The organism is Wolbachia endosymbiont (group A) of Trypoxylon clavicerum (genome assembly GCF_947251665.1).
In the GTDB taxonomy this organism is placed as follows: domain Bacteria; phylum Pseudomonadota; class Alphaproteobacteria; order Rickettsiales; family Anaplasmataceae; genus Wolbachia; species Wolbachia pipientis.
On record NZ_OX366374.1, the window covers coordinates 390,756 to 414,803 of the forward strand.

The following is a 24,048-nucleotide window of genomic DNA, read 5'->3' on the forward strand; positions in this document are numbered from 1 at the left end:
AGAATAAATAGAATAGATTGAAAAGCAGCAAAACAACAATAACGAGAATTATTAAGAGAAATGAGCCGGGTGGAAGAGTGCCTATCTGGCTAATGCGTCAGGCTGGCAGGTCTCTTCCTGAGTACCGCAAAGCAGTAGAAAATATGAATAATTTTATGGAGATATGCTACAACACAGATTTAGTGACAGAATTAACGTTACAGCCGGTGACAAGATTTGACATGGATGCGGCGATAATTTTTTCAGACATTTTAATAATAGCTGATGTTTTGGGTTGTGACGTGAATTTCGTACGCGGTGTAGGTCCAATAATAAAACCCGTGGAAAGTCCTAAGGAATTGAAGGGTCCACAAGAAATTGAAACTAAAACCTTACCAATTCTAAACGCTATAAAAAAAGTCAGAAGCCAATTACCAAAAGAAAAATCTCTCATAGGATTTGCTGGTGGACCATGGACAGTAGCCTCATACATCATAGAAGGTGGGAGCAGCAAAACTTTTTCCAAAGTATTAAATTTTTATCCTTCGTGTTTGAAGGAAATAATTGAACGAATAACGGAAGCAACGATTATTTATCTAATTAAACAGATAGAATTTGGAGCAGATGTTATTCAGCTATTTGACAGTAATGCTGGTGCGTTATCGGAACCATTGTTTAAAGAATATGTTATCGAACCAACAAAGAGAATTATCTTGGCAATAAAGGATAGATTTTCTGATTTTCCAATAATAGGTTTTCCAAGGTCTGCTGGAAATCTTTATAAGGATTACTGCGAACAAACAGGTGTATCTGCAGTAAGTATAGATTATAATGTTCCAATAAAATGGGCGAAAGCGAATCTAAACATCCCTCTACAAGGAAACCTTGATCCTAATCTTTTAGCCTATAATAAAACGGAAGCAATCAAAGAAGCAAAACGTATAATAGATTGCTTTAGAGATTTACCCTTCATATTTAATCTCGGACATGGAGTACTCCCTGATACTCCAGTTGAAAATATTGCTGCGTTGGTAAACCTGGTAAAAAGCTACTAATACAATACACAAAATTCCTAGGCTCTGTGGACAAAAAATATGAAAAGAGAGAAAAAGATGGTAGTTTAGCCTAATAGGTAAAAAATGGAGAAACTACCATATGCAATATTACATCAAAGAGGAAAATTGGAAACAAATTTTAGAGTTCATAAAAAGCGTAAAAGGAATGCACAGCAAAGATGAAAAACGTTTAAGAATATTCATAGAGGCAGTGTGGTACATAGTGCGAAGTGGTTGCCAATGGAGACTTTTACCAAAAACTTATGGTAATTACAGGAGTATACATAAGCGATTTAAAAGATGGTGTGAAAGAGATGTCTGGAAAAAATTGCTTGAATATACTAAACAAGAGCCTGATTTAGAAGTTGCTATAATCGACGGTACGATCATCCGAGCCCATCCATGTTCATCTGGATATACAAAAAACTCCAAGGATCAAGAAGCTTTAGGGAGGAGCAAAGGTGGCTTTACAACTAAAATACATGCGCTTGTCGATGCACTTGGAAATCCACTTAAATTTACTCTGACTCCTGGTCAAAGAAATGAAATTACGCAGGCACAAGTGTTGACCGAAAGTATCTATAACTCTACTGTAGTAGCTGACAAGGGCTACGATAGCAATGCCTTTGTTACAAGTCTTGAAGACAAGGGATGTACAGTAGTTATTCCGCCAAAACGGAATCGAAAAGTGCAAAGGTATTACGATGAGCATATCTACAAAGAACGTCATTTGATTGAGTGTTTTTTTGGTAAAATTAAAAATTTTAGGCGCATTTTTTCCAGATTTGATAAAACTGCTTAGGTTTTTATTGGTTTTCTCAATTTTGTTGGAGCTCTTGTATGGCTTCTCTAAAATTTTGTCCACAGAGCCTAGCTTTTTTGTTGTACGGGGTTTATCATTTAAATTTAGCTTCAGTAAAATATGTCAGACCTTGCAAAAAGAATGTTCCTAATAAAACCATCACCTACGATTGCTGTAACTGATAAGGCAAATAAGTTGAAAAATGAAGGAAAAAAGATCTGTGTTTTAGCTGCAGGAGAACCGGATTTTGATACTCCAGATCATATAAAAAAAGCAGCTATTCAAGCAATAAGTGAAGGTAAGACTAAATATACTGCTGTTGATGGAACGCGTGAGCTGAAAGAAGCAATAATTAATAAGTTAAGAAAGGATAATAACCTCGAGTACACGCTTAACCAAATCTGTGTTGGTACAGGTGCTAAGCAGGTGTTATTCAATTTGTTCATGGCAACAATTAACTCTGGAGATGAAGTTATTATTCCAGCTCCTTATTGGGTTTCATATGTTGATATGGTAAGTCTTTTTGGCGGCTTGCCAGTTGTAGTAGAATGCAAACAAAATTTTAAACTGACAGCGGAATTATTGAAAAGCAAAATAACTAAAAAAACTAAATGGTTAATTCTTAACTCACCGAACAACCCTGCAGGAGCTGTGTACACGTATAATGAATTGAAAGACATAGCACAAATATTGCTTGAATATCCACATGTGAATGTCGTTACAGATGATATTTATGAGCATATAATATACGACGAAAAATTTTTTACTATCGCTCAGGTTGAGCCGAAGCTTTATGATAGAGTTTTTGTGGTCAATGGAGTATCAAAAGCCTATGCAATGACAGGCTGGAGAATAGGGTATATTGCAGGTAGAAGTGATGTGGTAAAAGCTATCTCTACGCTGCAGTCCCAAAGCACTTCTAATCCAAATTCGATAGCACAAGCAGCAGCAGCAGCAGCATTAAACGGTGATCATAGTTTTTTGAAAGAAAGAACAAGAATTTTTAAGAGTCGTAGAGATTTTATGGTGAAAGAGCTAAATTCTGCCCCGGGATTATCAGCATCTGTTCCACAAGGTGCGTTTTATTTATTTGTCTCATGTGAAGGATTGCTCAGTAAAAGCACAAAAAGTGGTAAGATAATAAATAATGATTTAGATTTTACTGAATACTTACTGGGAGATCATTTGGTTGCTGTGGTTCCAGGAATTGCATTTGGTCTAGAAAATTTTATCAGAATTTCTTATGCAACCTCTCAGGAACAATTAGAAATTGGATGTGATAGTATTACTAAAGCGTGCCAGGAGTTAAAATGAAATAGACTATCCATAAGTTGTATATTTTGCCATACTTCGCCAAGGTTATTTTGAATGTTCTAACTTGTGTTTTTCTATGGAAGGCATTTTTATTGATTGAGCAAGTGTCTTTCTAATATTGAATTCCTCATTTTTTTCACTTCGTTGCAGTAGGTTAATATTATTTATTTTATTTACTAAATCTTTCCCCTTTTCCAGAGTCTTTAAATCACTTTCGTTAATGTGATGTTCGTTGTAAAATTCTGCAACAATTTCTTTTCTTTTCGGGTGAGTATTTAAAAATTCCGACACCTGATGTTTAACAACAGCTTGAATAAATTTCTTATTAAATCTTGAATCGTTATATAGATCTTCTAAATTTTCATCGTAGTGTTTTGCTTCGTTTACAGCAAGCTTTATTATCTCTTCTATACCACTTAGAAGTTTCCTATACAATTTGTCGTATCTATTGCCTAGGCTCTGTGGACAAAATTTTAGAGAAGCCATACAAGAGCTCCAACAAAATTGAGAAAACCAATAAAAACCTCAGCAGTTTTATCAAATCTGGAAAAAATGCGCCTAAAATTTTTAATTTTACCAAAAAAACACTCAATCAAATGACGTTCTTTGTAGATATGCTCATCGTAATACCTTTGCACTTTTCGATTCCGTTTTGGCGGAATAACTACTGTACATCCCTTGTCTTCAAGACTTGTAACAAAGGCATTGCTATCGTAGCCCTTGTCAGCTACTACAGTAGAGTTATAGATACTTTCGGTCAACACTTGTGCCTGCGTAATTTCATTTCTTTGACCAGGAGTCAGAGTAAATTTAAGTGGATTTCCAAGTGCATCGACAAGCGCATGTATTTTAGTTGTAAAGCCACCTTTGCTCCTCCCTAAAGCTTCTTGATCCTTGGAGTTTTTTGTATATCCAGATGAACATGGATGGGCTCGGATGATCGTACCGTCGATTATAGCAACTTCTAAATCAGGCTCTTGTTTAGTATATTCAAGCAATTTTTTCCAGACATCTCTTTCACACCATCTTTTAAATCGCTTATGTATACTCCTGTAATTACCATAAGTTTTTGGTAAAAGTCTCCATTGGCAACCACTTCGCACTATGTACCACACTGCCTCTATGAATATTCTTAAACGTTTTTCATCTTTGCTGTGCATTCCTTTTACGCTTTTTATGAACTCTAAAATTTGTTTCCAATTTTCCTCTTTGATGTAATATTGCATATGGTAGTTTCTCCATTTTTTACCTATTAGGCTAAACTACCATCTTTTTCTCTCTTTTCATATTTTTTGTCCACAGAGCCTAGAGGATTTAGTTAATATGTATAGTTGCTTACACTAGTTATCTATATTAAATTTCAATGGATCGAAATAAATATTTATTAAATTTTGATAAATATTTATTTTGTTTTTTATAACTAAAGTATCTATAATCCTAAATTTTAGCTGAGATTCATGTTGCAGAGGAATTTTTTAATCTGGTTGTTGGCGTCACTGTTTTATGCATACCAATATATATTACGCGTAATCCCAAATATTATAATTCCTGAATTGGTAGTAAGGTTTAATATAGGAACAACAGAAATAGGACAATTTTGTGGACTGTATTATGTAGGTTATGTGTTAGCACATATTCCTGTAGGTATTCTTTTAGATAGATTTGGTTCTAAAGTTGTTATACCGATTTGTATTGCATTAACATCTTTAGGTGCTTTACCTTTAGTCAGTTCTAATGATTGGAGTTATTCTATTATTGGAAGAATAATTACTGGTATTGGATCCTCTGCTTCAGTACTTGGACTCTTTAAAATAATAAGAATCTATTACCATAGAGAAAAATTTGCCATGATGTTCAGCATATCGGTTATTATTGGCATTTCAGGTGGTGTATTTGCCACCAAACCATTACATGTCTTACTTGATAAGTTTGGGTGGGATTATTTATTTACTGTGTGTATAATGCTTGGATTATTGCTTGCTTTAACTACCTTTATATCTATACCTAAAGTTGGCACCTCAGACGAAGAATTAAATATTAAAAATTTAAGCAAAGTTATATTTAATAAAGATATTTTATTGATAGGTTTGTTTGGCGGTTTTATGGTTGGACCATTAGAAGGCTTTGCAGATGCGTGGTCCGCAACATTCTTGCATGAGATGTACGCTATAGATAGACACATTGCATATAGCATTTCAAAATGGATACTAATAGGCTTTGGCTTTGGGCATTTATTACTTCCTTACATATTAGCAAAAAATCCAACCAAGCACTATGAAATAATAATTTCTTGTGCTATGGCCATGATAATTGTGTTCTTATTACTTTTTATATGCAATATTAGTGAACTCCTGGCATGTATATTACTATTCATTATTGGCCTTGCTTCTGCATACCAAATTGTTTTTACTGCTAAAGTTGTAAGTTGTGTAAAAAACGAAGCAGTAGCAAGTGCAGGATCTGTAGGTAATTCCATAGTTATGAGTTTTGGTTATCTTTTTCACGTCATTATTGCAAATATAATGAATTTTTATTGGAACGGTGAAATTATTGATGGAAAGCCATTTTATGGAACTGATGTAATGGTTAAGTCTATGTTAATAATACCTATATGCCTACTAATAGGAATGATAGGCTTTTGGTTACTTAAAGTTATAAGCTGTAAAAAGAGCTAAGCAGATTTAGATGATTAATATAGTATTGTTTTTTATAACTAAAGTATCTATAATCCTAAATTTTAGCTGAGATTCATGTTGCAGAGGAATTTTTTAATCTGGTTGTTGGCGTCACTATTTTATGCATACCAATATATATTACGCGTAATTCCAAACATAATTGCACCTGAATTAATAACAAAATTTAATATAAGTATTGCAGATGTTGGCCAGTTTGGCGGGTTATACTATGTAGGCTATACGCTGGCTCACATACCTATTGGTCTTGCTCTTGACAAATTCGGGCCAAAATTTGTTTTGCCTATTTGTATTATCTTAACATTTACCGGAACATTACCACTTATATGCTTTGATGAGTGGTATTATTCAATACTTGGCAGAATAGTCGTTGGAATTGGGTCATCCGCTTCAGCAATTGGGCTTTTTAAAGTTGCAAGCATGTATTTTGCGCAAGAAAAATCAGCAAGAATGGCCAGCTTATCTATAATAATAGGGTTATTAGGAGCTACTTGTGGTGGATTACCCCTGGACTTCTTACTCGATAAATTTGGTTGGGACTATGTTATTTACACTTTCTCAGCATTTGGTTGTTTACTTGCCTTACTGTTATTCTTTATAACGCCAAGCAGTAATGACCAGAAAGAAGTAAGTGTAAATGATAATATGTTTCAGGATTTAAAAACTGTACTTTTCAACAAACATGTCATTCTAATCGGCTTTTTTGGTGGCTTGATGGTTGGTCCATTGCAGGGTTTTGCTGATGCTTGGGCAAAAACGTTCTTGTATGAAGTATATCAAATAACCACAGATCTAGCATCTTTACTTCCTTCTCTCATGTTTGTAGGCATGGGAGCTGGATCATTCTTTTTGGCTTACTTTCTAGAGAAATATCCAAATAAACATTACGAGGCAATTATTACATGTTCTTTTGCAATGATTGCCAGTTTCCTCTTGCTTTTCACGCAGGTTGGCGGTCTGTATATTGCGTTGCCGGCACTCCTTGTTATTGGTTTCGCATCTGGATATCAGGTGGTTACCATTTACAAAGCGATAAGTTATGTGAATAATAACTTGGTAGGTCTGGCTACAGCTGTGTCAAATATGATAGTCATGGTTTTTGGCTATTTTTTTCACACTGGGATCGCAAAAATAATAGATTTGTGTTGGGATAGGACAGTGATACAAGGAAATCCTGTGTATAGTGCTGAATTGCTGATAAAAGCAACATCAGTTATTCCTGTATGTTTGCTGGTGGCTGTTTTTGGGCTCTTATGGTTAAAAAATAAAGATTTTAGAGAAGTTGATTGTAATAAGTAGATAATTTATCGAAGGCTCGTATGATAAAATCGTTAGATGTACTAATTTAAGGCTCTTGTTATTATGAAATATAATACTTTATTTTACTTTGATATTTTTGTTTTAATTGTAATTGGGTTTTATTAGGTGGTAGGTATGTCGAAAAGTAATTTTTTTGTATGGTTGATAGTATCTCTTTTCTATGCATACCAGTATGTGTTACGTGTCATGCCAAACATAATTGCGCCTGTATTAATAACAAAATTTAATATAAGCATTGCAGATTTAGATACCGTCTTGTAAGTCAACGAGAAAAATATAAAAATGTTATCTTTTGGTCCATATAAGTTTGTTCCAACAAGTTTAAAGTATAACAAAAAGAATCGCTGGAGCGTAATTGAATGTATTGATGTAATGCCGTCACTTCAAAACATAGGACAAGGAGTAGAAAATATAGAGCTAGAAATAACCATTTACCTTAATAGTCTTAAGGGGCTAAATCAACTAAAGAATATGAAAGAAGCTGAAAAAGATCAGATCCCACACACTTTAGTAGATAGTTTAGGTAATTTTTTAGGACAGTTTGTGATTACACAATTAGAGGAAAGACAGATATCTTTTTTTCCTGGTGGGCTGCCGAAAAAAGTTGAATTTAGTTTAAGTTTAAAGAGTTATAGTGGTACACATATTCACTAACCAACTACATTCAATTTTTGATTTTAAACTTCAGTCAACCTCCTAGTTCTATAGTTCTTGATATGATCTGGATCAAAGGCCTTTTTTGAACTTAAAACACCAAAAACTACATGAAGTAACTTACGCATTGCAGCTCCCACAATTGCCATATTATGCTTGCCTTTCTCTTTTAACCTCTCGCAATAAATCACAATAATAGGGTTGTGATTTTTAGGCTCTGTGGACAAAATTTTAGAGAAGCCATACAAGAGCTCCAACAAAATTGAGAAAACCAATAAAAACCTCAGCAGTTTTATCAAATCTGGAAAAAATGCGCCTAAAATTTTTAATTTTACCAAAAAAACACTCAATCAAATGACGTTCTTTGTAGATATGCTCATCGTAATACCTTTGCACTTTTCGATTCCGTTTTGGCGGAATAACTACTGTACATCCCTTGTCTTCAAGACTTGTAACAAAGGCATTGCTATCGTAGCCCTTGTCAGCTACTACAGTAGAGTTATAGATACTTTCGGTCAACACTTGTGCCTGCGTAATTTCATTTCTTTGACCAGGAGTCAGAGTAAATTTAAGTGGATTTCCAAGTGCATCGACAAGCGCATGTATTTTAGTTGTAAAGCCACCTTTGCTCCTCCCTAAAGCTTCTTGATCCTTGGAGTTTTTTGTATATCCAGATGAACATGGATGGGCTCGGATGATCGTACCGTCGATTATAGCAACTTCTAAATCAGGCTCTTGTTTAGTATATTCAAGCAATTTTTTCCAGACATCTCTTTCACACCATCTTTTAAATCGCTTATGTATACTCCTGTAATTACCATAAGTTTTTGGTAAAAGTCTCCATTGGCAACCACTTCGCACTATGTACCACACTGCCTCTATGAATATTCTTAAACGTTTTTCATCTTTGCTGTGCATTCCTTTTACGCTTTTTATGAACTCTAAAATTTGTTTCCAATTTTCCTCTTTGATGTAATATTGCATATGGTAGTTTCTCCATTTTTTACCTATTAGGCTAAACTACCATCTTTTTCTCTCTTTTCATATTTTTTGTCCACAGAGCCTAGATTGATTAACTTCAAGCAACATTCTAAATTCATCCATGTTTTCCGTTAAAGCTTTCACATTGTTTTCACTCTCTTGCTGATTTATTTTTAAAAAGATTATAGACCTGCTGCAAAAGGTGATTGAAAAAATGATGTGAGAGGGGTAGAAGAAGAATAAGCAGATCAAGTAAGGAAAAAAAATGAGCTTTAGTTACTATAATATGAAAAAACACCCAAGAAACTTTCGTAATATAACAGGTTTAAGTATAGAGGAGTTCGAAAAAGTAGTAGAAAAAGTGAGGTCTGGATGGAAAAAACTTGAAAAACAGAAAAAGTGTCATGGTAGAAGATCAAAACTACCAACTCTGGAAGATAAGTTGTTTTGCGTAATTTTGTACTATCGCACTTACATAACACATAGATTTTTAGGATGCCTATTCAATGTGCACAACGCAAATGTATGTAGGTTACTTAAGAGAATAGAGCCATTACTCGCCAAAAAAGTGACTATAACAAAAGATAGAAGTATGACGCCAGAAAAAATACTGAAGATTTTGGCTGATGTTACAGAACAGCAAATACAGAGGCCAGAAGATAGTAAAAAACGGAAGAAATCATATTCAGGAAAAAAAAGAACCAACACTATGAAAACTGAGATTATTATCGAAGAAGGAGGAAGAATTTTATCAGTGTCAAAGTCATACCGTGGTAGAATTAGTGATTTTCGCATAAGGAAACAAGAAAAATATTTACCACTTGATAGCATAAAACATGCTGATTCTGGATATCAAGGTTGGCAAAAATTGCAAAGCAATGTTATAATTCCATATAAAAAGTATCGTAAAAAGCCATTAACTCCAGAGCAGAAAGAGCATAATAGAAGGTTAGCATCATTTAGAATGAGAGTAGAAAATAAGATCCGAGAGATAAAGATATTTAAGATTATGTCGAATGTTTATCGCAATTTTCAGAAAAAATATAACTTGAGGTTCAATATTATTGCTGGTATTGTAAATCTTAAGCACGCCTTTTAGTTAACCTTGATTTTATTCACCCTCCTTTCCTTTTTTTTATCGCTTGATTCGCAGCAGGTCTTATGTTATATGAAGCTGCACAAACAATGCTTACAGTTACCAAGAGGACATTTAAATTAAAAAACTGGGGTTGCGAAGAAAAAAGGAATGAAAAAAGCAATTGTAGCAGTAGCAAGAAAATTAGCTGTAATTATGCATAGGATGTTGGTTGATAAAACAGAATTTTATTATCAATAAACATCAAAAGAGCATAGGACAATAATTTTATTGAAAATAAAGATAGCAATGCCGATGGAAGGGACAAGCAAGAACTTAGTTAGACTTCGTGGTAAATATGTTGCCGTCCACTTCCGCCTAACAAGTATAATGCGGCTTGACAAATTTATTGTCATCTCAGACCGCGGAGAAAACCATATGCTACTTTTAACTTATGTAAAATTACCAAGGATTATGGAGAAGATATGCTGTTTTGATTTGTGTGAAAATTATTGTTGACTTATGTGCAATTAGAGAACCTAAGTCACTTTAGCTATATATAAAAGGTTTAAGTGGTTGTATTGATGTATCTTTGTATTAAAAAACACCCAATAAGCAGAGTTGTAAGTGGAATAAACCACAAAATGTAAGTGCTAGGTGGTACGATTATAATTGAATTGCCGTAAGAATTTTTTAACTCTGAGATTATCTCTTCATCAGTGTATCCATCATTGATTTTTTTACGAATTGCTCCTCGCATATCATACGCGATCTGAGATCCAGATTCAGACAATGATTCGCCAGAACATATTGGACACCTTATTATTTCAAATAAACTTGTTGCTCGTTTTTCCATGCTTTTATCTCTGAGTTTATTATCCAGAGTAAAAGCGTTTACGCCTGAGTGAAATATCAATATGAAAAGTAAACTAACTACTGCTCTCATCCTTGGTTAATTGGGTTATTTTACTGAGTTGGTTCATAAAATCAGTAGTGGATAACTTTCCAATAAAGCTTGACCCTACATCATCATCGTACTTTATTGAAAATTGAATGCCGTCATCAGTTGTTTTTTCTGATAAGGAAGACATTAATTTTTCAAACGCATCTGAAGTTTTTGAGTCACCAATCATAAACGAGATTAATTCTTTATAATTTGATATAGCCACGTTGATTTTGTCTTTAAATGAAGACGTAACCAAATTATAATTTTGCACTCCACCATCTGCAGCAAGAGAAAAATTATTACTTTGAATTAAAAATTTCTCTATGTTGAAATTAATTCTGGAAGCTGAGATGTGGTTTACAAATTCGTAATCAAATTTAGTGTCGATACTAAGGTAACTTTCAGGACTTGCAGTATTTTTATACCGATAAGTATAAAAATCAAATCCTAGTTTAGTATTTCCACTTGGTTCTTTATCGAGGTGAAATTGAATGTAATTACTTTTATCATTCACTTCAGTTATAACACTTTGCTGATTTTCTGAAACATCACATTTTAATCCATAATCTTCGTAACGAAGTGTATCTATATAGTCTATCACGGTACTATTTCTGTTGAATCGCAATGAAGATGGTAAATCATTTAGTCTAACAACAAAGTGGCTGCTATCATTTGTGTGGCATTTTATATTCTTTTTCTCATCACCATGAACAACAATGTTGACTTCATTGCTTGGTATGTAGATATATACTGATTTATCAAACAATCTATTTTTTATCAATAAAGCATCAGATGAGATGGTTAATTGCTCATTGGAAAATTTTGGGTTTGTCACACGGAAAATTAGGTTAGAAGGAAGTCCACTAAAATCATGTAAAATATCAAACTTTTCGTCGTTAATGTATAGTATTGTTTCAGCTAAAAGATTTTTTACCTTACATGCAGAAAAATACCAAAAACCACTATACGCTACAGGAATAAACAAAAGTAAAGAGATGATAATATAGATAAAAATCTTACGCATAGCTAATCACTCCCCTGTTTATCCAATGATATATTTCTTGTACCCCTTGGTATGGTTACATACAAGCCGTCGATATCTTTTGTGATTTTTATTTGGCACCCAAGTCTTGATGTCTCCGTTAAGCCGAAGGCTAGATCTAACATATCGTTTTCCTCATCAGATATGGGATTATGCGTTTCTACAGCATTATAAAACTTTGGATCAACAATCACGTGGCATGTAGAACAAGCAAGAGAGCCTTCACATGCACCTTCAAGCAGATCTGGATCACTTCTGTGGGCTAAATTAAGCAGAGTTTCTCCCTCTGCAGCTTCATAGCTTTTCTTACTCCCATCAGGTAAAATAAAAGTAACAGATGGCATATTATCCCCATTAAAATCCTTACTAATTTCTCTATATCCTACAGGTAATAACTAATATTTGCAAACTCTTTGCAATTCCAGTACCTATATTTCTTGTTATCCAAGTATCTCCTTTAGCATAGATCCCGCTAACAAGCAGCGGGATGACGGTTGTCAGGCTAGTGCCTTCTCCTGTCATCCAAGTAGCTGACACTGGTTCCTTTATGATGGCAACGCCCCTATGATGTCATCCCAGTGCTTGACACTGGGATCCAGGAAAGTTTGCTTGTAAGCAAGCAAACTAGCACAGAAAGTGGTTACAACATTTTCAATGAGATTATATGGAAAACTGGATTCCAGTGTCAAGCACTGGAATGACATCATAGGAGCACTGGGATGACAAAAAAAGGAGCACTGACCATTTTCGGTCTCTTAAGTTGCTTTAGCTACAAACATTAAGAAATTTACCAAATAAAAAAAAAGGCAAAAGAAACCCTAGGCTCTGTGGACAAAATTTTAGAGAAGCCATACAAGAGCTCCAACAAAATTGAGAAAACCAATAAAAACCTCAGCAGTTTTATCAAATCTGGAAAAAATGCGCCTAAAATTTTTAATTTTACCAAAAAAACACTCAATCAAATGACGTTCTTTGTAGATATGCTCATCGTAATACCTTTGCACTTTTCGATTCCGTTTTGGCGGAATAACTACTGTACATCCCTTGTCTTCAAGACTTGTAACAAAGGCATTGCTATCGTAGCCCTTGTCAGCTACTACAGTAGAGTTATAGATACTTTCGGTCAACACTTGTGCCTGCGTAATTTCATTTCTTTGACCAGGAGTCAGAGTAAATTTAAGTGGATTTCCAAGTGCATCGACAAGCGCATGTATTTTAGTTGTAAAGCCACCTTTGCTCCTCCCTAAAGCTTCTTGATCCTTGGAGTTTTTTGTATATCCAGATGAACATGGATGGGCTCGAATGATCGTACCGTCGATTATAGCAACTTCTAAATCAGGCTCTTGTTTAGTATATTCAAGCAATTTTTTCCAGACATCTCTTTCACACCATCTTTTAAATCGCTTATGTATACTCCTGTAATTACCATAAGTTTTTGGTAAAAGTCTCCATTGGCAACCACTTCGCACTATGTACCACACTGCCTCTATGAATATTCTTAAACGTTTTTCATCTTTGCTGTGCATTCCTTTTACGCTTTTTATGAACTCTAAAATTTGTTTCCAATTTTCCTCTTTGATGTAATATTGCATATGGTAGTTTCTCCATTTTTTACCTATTAGGCTAAACTACCATAAGACCTGCTGCGAATCAAGCGATAAAAAAAAGGAAAGGAGGGTGAATAAAATCAAGGTTAACTAAAAGGCGTGCTTAAGATTTACAATACCAGCAATAATATTGAACCTCAAGTTATATTTTTTCTGAAAATTGCGATAAACATTCGACATAATCTTAAATATCTTTATCTCTCGGATCTTATTTTCTACTCTCATTCTAAATGATGCTAACCTTCTATTATGCTCTTTCTGCTCTGGAGTTAATGGCTTTTTACGATACTTTTTATATGGAATTATAACATTGCTTTGCAATTTTTGCCAACCTTGATATCCAGAATCAGCATGTTTTATGCTATCAAGTGGTAAATATTTTTCTTGTTTCCTTATGCGAAAATCACTAATTCTACCACGGTATGACTTTGACACTGATAAAATTCTTCCTCCTTCTTCGATAATAATCTCAGTTTTCATAGTGTTGGTTCTTTTTTTTCCTGAATATGATTTCTTCCGTTTTTTACTATCTTCTGGCCTCTGTATTTGCTGTTCTGTAACATCAGCCAAAATCTTCAGTATTTTTTCTGGCGTCATACTTCTATCTTTTGTTATAGTCACTTTTTTGGCGAGTAATGGCTCTATTCTCTTAAGTAACCTACATACATTTGCGTTGTGCACATTGAATAGGCATCCTAAAAATCTATGTGTTATGTAAGTGCGATAGTACAAAATTACGCAAAACAACTTATCTTCCAGAGTTGGTAGTTTTGATCTTCTACCATGACACTTTTTCTGTTTTTCAAGTTTTTTCCATCCAGACCTCACTTTTTCTACTACTTTTTCGAACTCCTCTATACTTAAACCTGTTATATTACGAAAGTTTCTTGGGTGTTTTTTCATATTATAGTAACTAAAGCTCATTTTTTTTCCTTACTTGATCTGCTTATTCTTCTTCTACCCCTCTCACATCATTTTTTCAATCACCTTTTGCAGCAGGTCTTAGGCTCTGTGGACAAAAAATATGAAAAGAGAGAAAAAGATGGTAGTTTAGCCTAATAGGTAAAAAATGGAGAAACTACCATATGCAATATTACATCAAAGAGGAAAATTGGAAACAAATTTTAGAGTTCATAAAAAGCGTAAAAGGAATGCACAGCAAAGATGAAAAACGTTTAAGAATATTCATAGAGGCAGTGTGGTACATAGTGCGAAGTGGTTGCCAATGGAGACTTTTACCAAAAACTTATGGTAATTACAGGAGTATACATAAGCGATTTAAAAGATGGTGTGAAAGAGATGTCTGGAAAAAATTGCTTGAATATACTAAACAAGAGCCTGATTTAGAAGTTGCTATAATCGACGGTACGATCATCCGAGCCCATCCATGTTCATCTGGATATACAAAAAACTCCAAGGATCAAGAAGCTTTAGGGAGGAGCAAAGGTGGCTTTACAACTAAAATACATGCGCTTGTCGATGCACTTGGAAATCCACTTAAATTTACTCTGACTCCTGGTCAAAGAAATGAAATTACGCAGGCACAAGTGTTGACCGAAAGTATCTATAACTCTACTGTAGTAGCTGACAAGGGCTACGATAGCAATGCCTTTGTTACAAGTCTTGAAGACAAGGGATGTACAGTAGTTATTCCGCCAAAACGGAATCGAAAAGTGCAAAGGTATTACGATGAGCATATCTACAAAGAACGTCATTTGATTGAGTGTTTTTTTGGTAAAATTAAAAATTTTAGGCGCATTTTTTCCAGATTTGATAAAACTGCTGAGGTTTTTATTGGTTTTCTCAATTTTGTTGGAGCTCTTGTATGGCTTCTCTAAAATTTTGTCCACAGAGCCTAGTTATTACACTCTCTATTTTAAAATTTGACGTTGGGCGATGTCTTGAACGCTTTATAAGCGCGTTTCAGCTTATATAGGTAAAAACCTAGAAATTTGATAAAGACATAAGGTGCACATAGTGCAAAAAATTAAACATGAGACGCCAGATACGTGAGTTTTTTTGTCATTTAATCTGTACAGAGAAGATAAATAAATAGCTTCAGTTTCATGATAAGGGGGCTGGCGGAGTTTGTCAAGGAAGTTTTTGTTTCTATTGAATGACAGTTGTAACCTACGAAAGAAGTCTGTTGTAATTTGTACGATATCTTTATAAAATGGTTCGCATAAGTTATCTAGCAGTGCAACTAAACAAATACAAAAATCAAAACGTCGCGGTTTTTGGTCTTGGTAAAACTGGTTTATCCGCCATTAACGCTCTAACAAAGAGTGGTGCAAGAATATATGCATGGGATGATCATGAAGAGCAAATAGCAAACGCAAAAATGATGTATAAAAAATGTAATTTTATTCATCCCAAGGAATATAATTGGCATGAGATCAGTGCATTGGTTTTAAGCCCTGGAGTGCCAACAGAGCCACATTGGATAGTAAAACTTGCAAGGAGATTTGATTGCAAAATAAAATCAGACATTGAGCTATTTCTTGAAGCTAAAACTATAAACCAGAAGGTAATAGGCGTCACAGGAACAAATGGTAAATCAACCACTACATCACTAATAGGGCACATATTAAAATCTGCAGGGAAAAAAGTAGCTATTGGTGGAAATTTAGGTGTTCCTGTTTTGGATCTAGAAAGAGATGCAGAAATTTATGTAATCGAACTCTCTTCTTTTCAATTGGAGTTGATGAATGAAATTAACGTGGACATTTCAGTACTGCTCAATATTACACCAGACCACATAGATAGGCATGGAAGTATGGAGAATTACATAGCAGCTAAATTAAAACTGATAAACGGTAGTGAGATTGCTGTGATAGGATGTGACAATGGGATTACCGCTGATATATTCAACAAATTCACTGGGAACAAAATTCCAATCTCAGTAACATATTCCCCGATGTCATTCCAGCGCGTGACGCTGGAATCCAGAAAAGAAAAACCATTGCCAACTACTCAGATGACAGAGGGTGGTGCAAGAGATCTAATATCATTGGCAGGTAACAATTTGCTTGATTATAGTGAACAGATTACTGGTATAGATCGAAATTATCTGGATCCCAGTGTCAGCTACTTGGATGACAAAAGGGGCACTGGGATCCAGAAGATCTCGTTAAAACTAGAGAATCATAGCTTATCAGTAAGCGACGTGAAAATAAACCTAATATCCAACGCAGAAAACATAGCAGCCGCATATGCCGTATGTAAGGTACTTGGAGTAGATAGCAACACTATTATCAATGGAATCAAGTCCTTTTCAGGACTGAGGCATAGGAATGAACTGCTTGGCAAAATAAGAAATGTGTTTTTCGTGAACGATAGTAAAGCAACTAATGCAAAATCGAGCGAAAAGGCGATCTTATCTTATGAAAACATAAATTGGATCGTTGGTGGAAGAAGCAAAAAAGGTGGAATAGAATCATTAAGCAAGCATTTTACAAGGGTTAGAAAAGCTTTTCTTATTGGAGAATCAACCGAAGCTTTTGCAAATGTTATGGAGAATAAAGTAGATTATGTTAAATGTTGCAATCTAGAAGATGCATTCAGATTGGCTTTTGAAGAGGCCTTAAATAGCGCAGAAGAAGTAACAATATTACTTTCTCCCGCGTGTGCTTCTTTTGATCAATGGAAAAATTTCGAGGAACGTGGTGAAGCATTTTGTAGAATGTTTGAAAATCTCAGGTACAATCACACATGTTGTTTAGTATAATGCTACTGTGGAACAAAAGTTAATAATAGATAAGCTAATTAGGGTTATTCCATTTGAAGGGATAAGCGATGAAACCCTATTAAAGGTGTGTACAGACCTTAATCTAGCTAATAGCTTTTGCAAATTTCAGAATGGAATATATAGCGCTTTGGAGCACATAGCAGAGGACTTAAATAGCTCAATGGAAGCTGAACTAAGGAATTCTAATTTAGAAGATATGAAAGTGCGAGAGCGAGTAAAGTTAGCCATTCAAATACGCCTTTCAAATTACGCTAAGCTACCAAATTATAGAGAACTTTTAAAAAATGTCTTATTATTCTCTGTATCACCAAAAAATACATATTTTTCTAGTAAACTTTTATACAGAACTGTTAGTGCGATTTGGTATGGCATTTATGACCAATCAACAGATTTTAACTACTATACAAAAAGAGCAATATTAGCTGGAGTGTACTTAAGTACGATACTTTTTTTTATCAATGATTATTCAGAAGATTTTGCGGATACTTTATCGTTTCTTGATAACCGTATCAACAATGTCATGACATTTCAAAAATTCAAAACTCGCTTAAAAGGAATCATAGGAAATTTCTTATAAGCTATTGATTGTTGGTAGAAAAGTACTTGAGCACGATCCTGAAAAGGTTTGTGAAAATAAAAATATTCATGCTGATCATAAAGAACATTTAGTTTATCGTGAGGATAATAATGGTACAACAAAATACACCAGTTACGAAGAAAAAGAAAATAAATTTATTGAAGAAGCACATGAATATTTAATAGACTCTGAATTTAATAAAAATTTTGATCTAGGCTCTGTGGACAAAATTTTAGAGAAGCCATACAAGAGCTCCAACAAAATTGAGAAAACCAATAAAAACCTCAGCAGTTTTATCAAATCTGGAAAAAATGCGCCTAAAATTTTTAATTTTACCAAAAAAACACTCAATCAAATGACGTTCTTTGTAGATATGCTCATCGTAATACCTTTGCACTTTTCGATTCCGTTTTGGCGGAATAACTACTGTACATCCCTTGTCTTCAAGACTTGTAACAAAGGCATTGCTATCGTAGCCCTTGTCAGCTACTACAGTAGAGTTATAGATACTTTCGGTCAACACTTGTGCCTGCGTAATTTCATTTCTTTGACCAGGAGTCAGAGTAAATTTAAGTGGATTTCCAAGTGCATCGACAAGCGCATGTATTTTAGTTGTAAAGCCACCTTTGCTCCTCCCTAAAGCTTCTTGATCCTTGGAGTTTTTTGTATATCCAGATGAACATGGATGGGCTCGGATGATCGTACCGTCGATTATAGCAACTTCTAAATCAGGCTCTTGTTTAGTATATTCAAGCAATTTTTTCCAGACATCTCTTTCACACCATCTTTTAAATCGCTTATGTATACTCCTGTAATTACCATAAGTTTTTGGTAAAAGTCTCCATTGGTAACCACTTCGCACTATGTACCACACTGCCTCTATGAATATTCTTAAACGTTTTTCATCTTTGCTGTGCATTCCTTTTACGCTTTTTATGAACTCTAAAATTTGTTTCCAATTTTCCTCTTTGATGTAATATTGCATATGGTAGTTTCTCCATTTTTTACCTATTAGGCTAAACTACCATCTTTTTCTCTCTTTTCATATTTTTTGTCCACAGAGCCTAGGGCAGTACAGAATAAGTAATTTCTCCGGAAACTTGACGAAAATAGAACTGGAACTCATCAATGAAAAGTATATGCAAGTTCAAGTTAATAGAGAAAGAAAAATTATTCTCGCTATACCATAAATACGTTCCAAAATTACGCTAAAATTTTCGTTGCATTGAAAATCTTCATTTTTTTTGATCTCTAGAATTATCAATGCATCATCACTTAACCAGCCTGAGTTAGCTAGTCCATTCAACGTTGATTCAACTAGATTGCTATTGTAAGGTGGGTCTATAAAAACTATGTCACATTTTGAAATAGGTTGTGGTAAGCAGTTAGCACTGCAGCAAATTAGCGTAACATTGTCCGTAATTCCAAAATCTTCTGCTGTTTTTTTAGGCAATTGCAAATTGTAATAATCTGAATCTACCATAAATGCATGTTTAGCGCCGCGAGAAAGCGCTTCAAATGAAAAAGAACCACTACCACAGAATAAATCAAGTACATTCAAGTTATAAATAGGTTTTCTTGAGGAAAGCATATTAAATATTGCTTCTCGGACAATACTCATAGTTGGCCGTGCAGCTAAATGCTTACCTGTAGTTATTTTTCTTCCGCGATATTTGCCTGCAATGATGCGTAGCATATTAAATAAGCTCCAAAATAATTAATTATTTATACTATATGATTAATGTCAATATGGCTTTAGCAGTTTAATAGAGAGAAGCTATCGAGTCGCTTGTAAGAAAAACACAAACACAAGACTCATCAGTTATCTTTTTCTGATTTGCCTGCTGCATTAATTGCTTGACCAATCTCATCTTGTAAATCATCATGATCATTTTTTTCATCATGATTTAGCCCTTCAATTCTGCTTTCTAACTCTAACTTAATTATAGTATTGATTTTATCTATATTATCAAGAAAGCCTCTACATTCTTCTTCACTATACTCTTCACCAGATGCTTTTTTTTCAATAAATAGGTTTTTAAATCCTGCTAGATCAGAATTCTGATCGGTATTTAGTACAACATTTCTCTCTATGAAGCTAAGATCTGACAACAGTAAGCTAACCTCTAACAGATCTTCACTTTTCACGCTTTTAAGGTCTTCAAGACTTTCTAAAATACTAAACACCTTAATCCTTTCTTGTACAATCTCTTTGTCTTCCTTATCAAATTCAGACAATAAACTATGATTATCTACAAATTTCTCACTCAAAGCTTTATTTAATTTAGTGAGGTCGATATTGTTGTCTGGTGTGTTGTCTAATAGTAGATCTACTCTCGCCCTACGCACATTTAAAACGTCATCATAATTATTTAATTTTATATTGCCATCATCATCTTGCTGCAATTTATAATAATCAAGGCCTTTGAAATTTTTATTAGTCTTCATCTTCAATCCTCTTCTCATCTCCTTTTGCATCTGGTTTCCTCATTGGTTCCGGTAATTTCCTTTTACTGTCTTCTCGATTTCTTTTTTCCTCTCTGTCAGCACGTTTTTTTATAGCTTCCTGGGTATTCATTTCAAAAAGTGCCTTAATGTACTCTTCTGGATTTTTTGGTTCTTTAAATAAAGGCTTAAGATTATAAACTTCGTCTTTTCGATCTCTTTCTTCTTTTCTTCTAGCTCTTTCAGCACGTTTTTCTACAGCTTCTGGAGTGTTCATTTCAAAAAGTGGTGAGAGGTTGTAAACTTTATTTTGACTTCTTCTGCCTTCTCTTTCAGCACGTTTTTCCATACCTTCAAAAGCAGATCCAAAATCATCAATTTCATCTGGGCCTTTTGGTTCCGTGCCTAAATTTCGTGTCACTTCATTTGATTGATCAGGCTTATCTTCTTCTGTTGGCTGATCATGCTGTAGTTGATTAGGCTTGTCTTCTTGTTCTGTGCTTAGTTCTCGTACTACCTTATCTGGCTGACCTCCCCCTCGTAGTTGAAGAGGGTCGCCTTCTTCTAGTGGCTGATCATGGTTATCTCTTACTAGTTCCGTGCCTAACTCTCGTTCTACCTTATTTGATTGATCAGGATTGTCTTTTTCTGGTTCTCTCTTACGGCCGATAGTGTAATCATGAAGCTTCTCTAAGAAATCTCGCCTATATTCTTTTGCTCTATAGAGTAGGTTATGATCATAGCCATGCTTTCCTATAGAGTCAAGGCCATGCTCCCAAGTAAATTTCATAGCATCTTCTATTGTATAGCCCAAATGTGATCCTACGTATCCTTTATAATAATCTAAATATTTACCGATCCTTCTGTGTGTAATATCTTCCTTATCAACTCCAAATGCCCTGTAAATTTTTTCCTCGAGCTTATCAACATCATTTTCAGGCGATGTTGCAAACTTTGTTGCTTCAATAGTAGCATCTACAAATTTACGTGGCACATCAATAGCGTATTTCAGCACTCCTCCAACTCTTGGTACTCTCCCCAGCAGATTAGCTGCACCTCCGGCTAATCTATCCGGTAAATGAGTAGCCCAACTGCCTAAAGACTCAAATCCTCTACCAGCAAAATTTTGCCACTGCTGTTTGAATCCTTCCATTATACCAGTCAAAGGCGATGCCTGATACATACTAGATATATTGTAAACGCTGAATCCACCACCAGCGATACTTGAGCCCATTTGTTGTACGAACGTGCGTAAGGAGAACATTAAAAATGAAAGCAAGAATAGTATAAAGATTTCCCCTGCATTGATTAAATAACCTCTCTGTATGTCTTGCACCCTTTGGTAATCGCTATTTTCTTGATAATTTTTGCAATCCTCACAATCTTTACATTTCTGACAGTATTCACTGTTGGGATCCTTATATAAATCATGAAATTTCAGTATTCTACAACCTTGTTTTTCTACCGCACTCCGCACTAAAGATCTTATTTCATTAATTATTTCCCTATAACTATTGCATTTATTTATATCTTGACAGTAGCGTTTTATTATTTCACTAACATCACCTATCCTTTTCTCTATATTGTTGATCAGTAATATAATGTCAGCCCTCTCTGATGCATGGGATAAACTATTTGTTAAGCGTACTAGATCTTTTGCACTGCAGCCATTACTAACTACCATATCACTTTCTGCAATATAGTGGTCTGCTGGATTATCTTTAGTTCCAGGCATTGGATTAAAGAAAGGATAATCTATATAACGAAACCCTTTTATATGTTCACCATTTTTATCTTTAGGGTAATCCGGTGGAAGCGGGATATATCCAGCGCCTCCAGTAAATTTTATTGTACCACCTTCTCTGCTTATCTTTTCTATACCTTCTATACTTTTATCTATGTTAAGAGAAGAAGCTTCTCCAAGAGTGTAAGGTACAAAAATTTGCCCTGGGGTCCAACCAAAGTACTGCTTATCAACGATACAAAAACCGCCAAACACCCATTTTGGAGCACATAACTTTACCTCGAACCATTTATTGTAGCATACAGTAAAACCTAGTTGTCTATAAAAGGTGTTCATTATAATAGCAGCCAGCAATGACAGCAGGGTAAATATCATAATCGACTGTAAACAAAAGCTTATACAGAATTTTATCCAACCTTCAAATAGACTTTTCAGCGGTGAAAATAAAATAGAGATCAGGAACAGTGGCATGATAGCTATAAGAAAAGCTATACCCATAAAGCCAGAGAGAAATATTATGTAAGCATACAAGCACAACAAGAAGTATAGCACAATCCCTATGAAAATTGCCGGTATCATAAGAAGGCTTGCCCACATTTGGTAATGTAAAAACGCTGCAAACTTTTTCCAAACAGAATAAGCAAAAAATTTATTGAACATGTCCTCCATGAAGCTAAACAACTTAGCTTCATCTCCTTGAGCAATAATTCCGGTGTTCATGTTGGGAGCAAAGTTAGTAATTACACTTATCAATTGTTCAAGACCTTTAACGAATAAAACAAGAAAATGATCATAGAAAAATCTAAAACTTCCAGGAGATATAAGCACTATTACTAGAGTGATTTTCATCATTCTGATGAGCATATCATGCTTAGTTTCTCGTATCATGCCAAAAAGATAAAGAAACGATGAAATCATTACAAATAGAACAAGCAAGGAAAGAACAAAATTGTGAAAGCTCGTACTTTTTTCAGCTATATTTTCGAACATAGCTTGTGCAACTGCAGGATCATTGCTATTAAAATGTTCTTTGCAATTTTCGTTAATCAATAATACACATTTTAGATAGTTATAAATGTAATCAAAAAACCCAAAACTACTTGGCTGCTGTACTCCACTTAAGAACTCAAAAGAGTAGCCACCTACATTATCTAAGTAATATCTATCTAATATTTTTACATATATTTTCCATCCCTTTTTTAATTTCACCGGGTTACAATTTCTGTCTTTTAATTTAGTGCTATCTCTGTCTAAAGTAAAAAGACCGCTCCCATTTTCTGCCACGGAGTTGTAACCTAGATGTACAGTAGGATATTGAGGATCGCGCATTAACTTTAGATTTTCGTTAGGATCATCTTTCCCCGTTTGAAACAAAAGATAAGCACCATGACCATTGGTAAACCAACATGGAGCACCACGTGATACTGTATTTGCGCTATCATCTTCATTAATGCACTTGCAATTTACAGTGCAACTTGTATCAGACTTACTTGAAAATTTTTGTATGCTAGGTTTATAATCATTACAAACTAAGTGAAAATTAGGTAAACTATTATCACTTTGTTTACCTTCAAATTTAGTTGCATATTTTAACTGCTCCAAGCTTTGTAAGGTATAACTGCCTTTTTTAGATTCCTTCTTGTTATTATTACTCCAAGATGTCCATGCACCATTTACTCGCACTATTAAGCTATCTCCATTGGTTTCTAATCCAGTATCTTTCCACTTCACCACTTGGTTATGGTGAAAACCAGAATTAATTTCACCAGTGTCAGGATCAATAACGCTTTCATCTTCACCTTCTGGAATAAAAGCATCATGATCGCTTGAAAAATGAGCGCTTACTGCAATAGGTTCAGGACCAAAATAGTCAGCAGATATGCACCTTGGAAAAGGCATATCGTTCTTACTACAACCTGTGATCAGCACATAAGCTGCAAGAAGTAATACCCTAAACCAACATTTGCCTAAGCGTGATTGCATATCTAAACTTTTTCCAAATACAGAATAAATTTCTAAAACTTTACTTAAAATATCTTTTTAATTAGTTACTCCATAACATCATT

General features: G+C 34.6%; 22 protein-coding genes and 3 pseudogenes. 12 read left to right on the forward strand and 13 right to left on the reverse strand.

Features of this window, described 5'->3' with window-relative positions; translation table 11 throughout:
* The first annotated feature begins 17 nt into the window (after positions 1-17).
* From hemE to OPR60_RS02005, 3 genes are all read left to right on the forward strand, one after another.
* Positions 18-1,034, forward strand: coding sequence for a uroporphyrinogen decarboxylase (gene hemE, locus OPR60_RS01995; protein ID WP_265039877.1), 1,017 nt, complete (start codon positions 18-20; stop codon positions 1,032-1,034).
* A 100-nt stretch (positions 1,035-1,134) separates the two neighbouring features.
* Positions 1,135-1,836 carry an IS5 family transposase gene (locus OPR60_RS02000; RefSeq protein WP_265039835.1) on the forward strand — a complete coding sequence of 234 codons (702 nt, stop codon included), beginning with the start codon at positions 1,135-1,137 and terminating at the stop codon, positions 1,834-1,836.
* Between the two features lie 120 nt (positions 1,837-1,956).
* The gene (locus OPR60_RS02005) at positions 1,957-3,150 is read left to right on the forward strand and encodes a pyridoxal phosphate-dependent aminotransferase (protein WP_065094841.1); all 1,194 of its coding nucleotides are present in this window, start codon (positions 1,957-1,959) and stop codon (positions 3,148-3,150) included.
* Positions 3,151-3,195: 45 nt separating this feature from the next.
* On the opposite strand, the gene OPR60_RS02010 is transcribed toward OPR60_RS02005, so the two are convergent.
* Both OPR60_RS02010 and OPR60_RS02015 read right to left on the reverse strand, forming a co-directional pair.
* Positions 3,196-3,636, reverse strand: a complete 441-nt coding sequence (locus tag OPR60_RS02010; protein ID WP_265039879.1) for a hypothetical protein — start codon at positions 3,634-3,636, stop codon at positions 3,196-3,198.
* Positions 3,624-4,376: an IS5 family transposase gene (locus OPR60_RS02015; RefSeq protein WP_265039632.1), complete on the reverse strand. Its 753-nt coding sequence runs from the start codon at positions 4,374-4,376 to the stop codon at positions 3,624-3,626. Before OPR60_RS02015 ends, OPR60_RS02010 begins: the two co-directional genes overlap by 13 nt.
* Before the next feature lie 234 nt (positions 4,377-4,610).
* On the opposite strand from OPR60_RS02015, the gene OPR60_RS02020 reads away from it, so the two are divergent.
* From OPR60_RS02020 to OPR60_RS02035, 4 genes and pseudogenes are all read left to right on the forward strand, one after another.
* Positions 4,611-5,825, forward strand: a complete 1,215-nt coding sequence (locus OPR60_RS02020) for an MFS transporter (protein WP_065094844.1) — start codon at positions 4,611-4,613, stop codon at positions 5,823-5,825.
* A 75-nt stretch (positions 5,826-5,900) separates the two neighbouring features.
* A complete protein-coding gene (locus OPR60_RS02025) occupies positions 5,901-7,142 on the forward strand; it encodes an MFS transporter (RefSeq protein ID WP_265039881.1) in 1,242 nt (413 codons plus the stop codon).
* 135 nt (positions 7,143-7,277) lie between these two features.
* A pseudogene (locus tag OPR60_RS02030) lies at positions 7,278-7,409 on the forward strand (MFS transporter); the annotation flags it as partial.
* Positions 7,410-7,445: 36 nt separating this feature from the next.
* On the forward strand, positions 7,446-7,817 hold the full coding sequence (locus OPR60_RS02035) for a phage tail protein (RefSeq protein WP_065095214.1): 372 nt from the start codon (positions 7,446-7,448) through the stop codon (positions 7,815-7,817).
* 23 nt (positions 7,818-7,840) lie between these two features.
* Here OPR60_RS02035 and OPR60_RS02040 read toward each other — a convergent pair.
* Positions 7,841-8,029 (reverse strand): annotated as a pseudogene (locus OPR60_RS02040) (IS110 family transposase); the annotation flags it as partial.
* 19 nt (positions 8,030-8,048) lie between these two features.
* Complete coding sequence (locus OPR60_RS02045; RefSeq protein ID WP_265039632.1) at positions 8,049-8,801, reverse strand: IS5 family transposase; 753 nt, start codon at positions 8,799-8,801, stop codon at positions 8,049-8,051.
* Between the two features lie 283 nt (positions 8,802-9,084).
* Here OPR60_RS02045 and OPR60_RS02050 point away from each other — a divergent pair, with 283 nt between their 5' ends.
* Positions 9,085-9,897, forward strand: a complete 813-nt coding sequence (locus OPR60_RS02050; protein ID WP_265040287.1) for a transposase — start codon at positions 9,085-9,087, stop codon at positions 9,895-9,897.
* Between the two features lie 544 nt (positions 9,898-10,441).
* Here OPR60_RS02050 and OPR60_RS02055 read toward each other — a convergent pair.
* The 5 genes from OPR60_RS02055 to OPR60_RS02075 form a co-directional block, all read right to left on the reverse strand.
* Positions 10,442-10,819, reverse strand: coding sequence for a cytochrome c-type biogenesis protein (locus OPR60_RS02055; RefSeq protein ID WP_065094399.1), 378 nt, complete (start codon positions 10,817-10,819; stop codon positions 10,442-10,444).
* Positions 10,803-11,843 (reverse strand): hypothetical protein, encoded by a 1,041-nt coding sequence (locus OPR60_RS02060; RefSeq protein WP_065094400.1) that lies wholly within the window; start codon positions 11,841-11,843, stop codon positions 10,803-10,805. The genes OPR60_RS02055 and OPR60_RS02060 overlap by 17 nt, the downstream gene beginning before the upstream one ends.
* A gap of 2 nt (positions 11,844-11,845) precedes the next feature.
* Complete coding sequence (locus tag OPR60_RS02065) at positions 11,846-12,205, reverse strand: ferredoxin family 2Fe-2S iron-sulfur cluster binding protein (RefSeq protein ID WP_265039884.1); 360 nt, start codon at positions 12,203-12,205, stop codon at positions 11,846-11,848.
* Positions 12,206-12,700: 495 nt separating this feature from the next.
* Positions 12,701-13,453, reverse strand: coding sequence for an IS5 family transposase (locus tag OPR60_RS02070; RefSeq protein WP_265039632.1), 753 nt, complete (start codon positions 13,451-13,453; stop codon positions 12,701-12,703).
* Between the two features lie 105 nt (positions 13,454-13,558).
* The gene (locus OPR60_RS02075; protein WP_265040287.1) at positions 13,559-14,371 is read right to left on the reverse strand and encodes a transposase; all 813 of its coding nucleotides are present in this window, start codon (positions 14,369-14,371) and stop codon (positions 13,559-13,561) included.
* 182 nt (positions 14,372-14,553) lie between these two features.
* Between OPR60_RS02075 and OPR60_RS02080 the strand changes: the two genes are divergently transcribed.
* The 4 genes and pseudogenes from OPR60_RS02080 to OPR60_RS06985 all read left to right on the forward strand — a co-directional run.
* Positions 14,554-15,306, forward strand: coding sequence for an IS5 family transposase (locus tag OPR60_RS02080; RefSeq protein WP_265039632.1), 753 nt, complete (start codon positions 14,554-14,556; stop codon positions 15,304-15,306).
* Positions 15,307-15,641: 335 nt separating this feature from the next.
* Positions 15,642-17,195: a Mur ligase family protein gene (locus tag OPR60_RS02085; RefSeq protein ID WP_065094402.1), complete on the forward strand. Its 1,554-nt coding sequence runs from the start codon at positions 15,642-15,644 to the stop codon at positions 17,193-17,195.
* Positions 17,196-17,202: 7 nt separating this feature from the next.
* Positions 17,203-17,793, forward strand: coding sequence for a COQ9 family protein (locus OPR60_RS02090; RefSeq protein ID WP_065094403.1), 591 nt, complete (start codon positions 17,203-17,205; stop codon positions 17,791-17,793).
* A gap of 22 nt (positions 17,794-17,815) precedes the next feature.
* A pseudogene (locus OPR60_RS06985) lies at positions 17,816-18,022 on the forward strand (hypothetical protein); the annotation flags it as partial.
* Between the two features lie 3 nt (positions 18,023-18,025).
* Here the strand turns inward: OPR60_RS06985 and OPR60_RS02095 are convergent.
* The 4 genes from OPR60_RS02095 to OPR60_RS02110 all read right to left on the reverse strand — a co-directional run bounded on the left by OPR60_RS02095 (position 18,026) and on the right by OPR60_RS02110 (position 23,965).
* The gene (locus OPR60_RS02095) at positions 18,026-18,778 is read right to left on the reverse strand and encodes an IS5 family transposase (RefSeq protein ID WP_265039672.1); all 753 of its coding nucleotides are present in this window, start codon (positions 18,776-18,778) and stop codon (positions 18,026-18,028) included.
* A 162-nt stretch (positions 18,779-18,940) separates the two neighbouring features.
* Positions 18,941-19,489: a 16S rRNA (guanine(966)-N(2))-methyltransferase RsmD gene (gene rsmD, locus OPR60_RS02100; RefSeq protein ID WP_065094404.1), complete on the reverse strand. Its 549-nt coding sequence runs from the start codon at positions 19,487-19,489 to the stop codon at positions 18,941-18,943.
* 122 nt (positions 19,490-19,611) lie between these two features.
* Positions 19,612-20,241, reverse strand: a complete 630-nt coding sequence (locus tag OPR60_RS02105) for a WD_0853 family protein (protein ID WP_065094405.1) — start codon at positions 20,239-20,241, stop codon at positions 19,612-19,614.
* The gene (locus OPR60_RS02110) at positions 20,231-23,965 is read right to left on the reverse strand and encodes a TrbL/VirB6 family protein (protein WP_265039886.1); all 3,735 of its coding nucleotides are present in this window, start codon (positions 23,963-23,965) and stop codon (positions 20,231-20,233) included. The genes OPR60_RS02105 and OPR60_RS02110 overlap by 11 nt, the downstream gene beginning before the upstream one ends.
* Between the last annotated feature and the right edge of the window lie 83 nt (positions 23,966-24,048).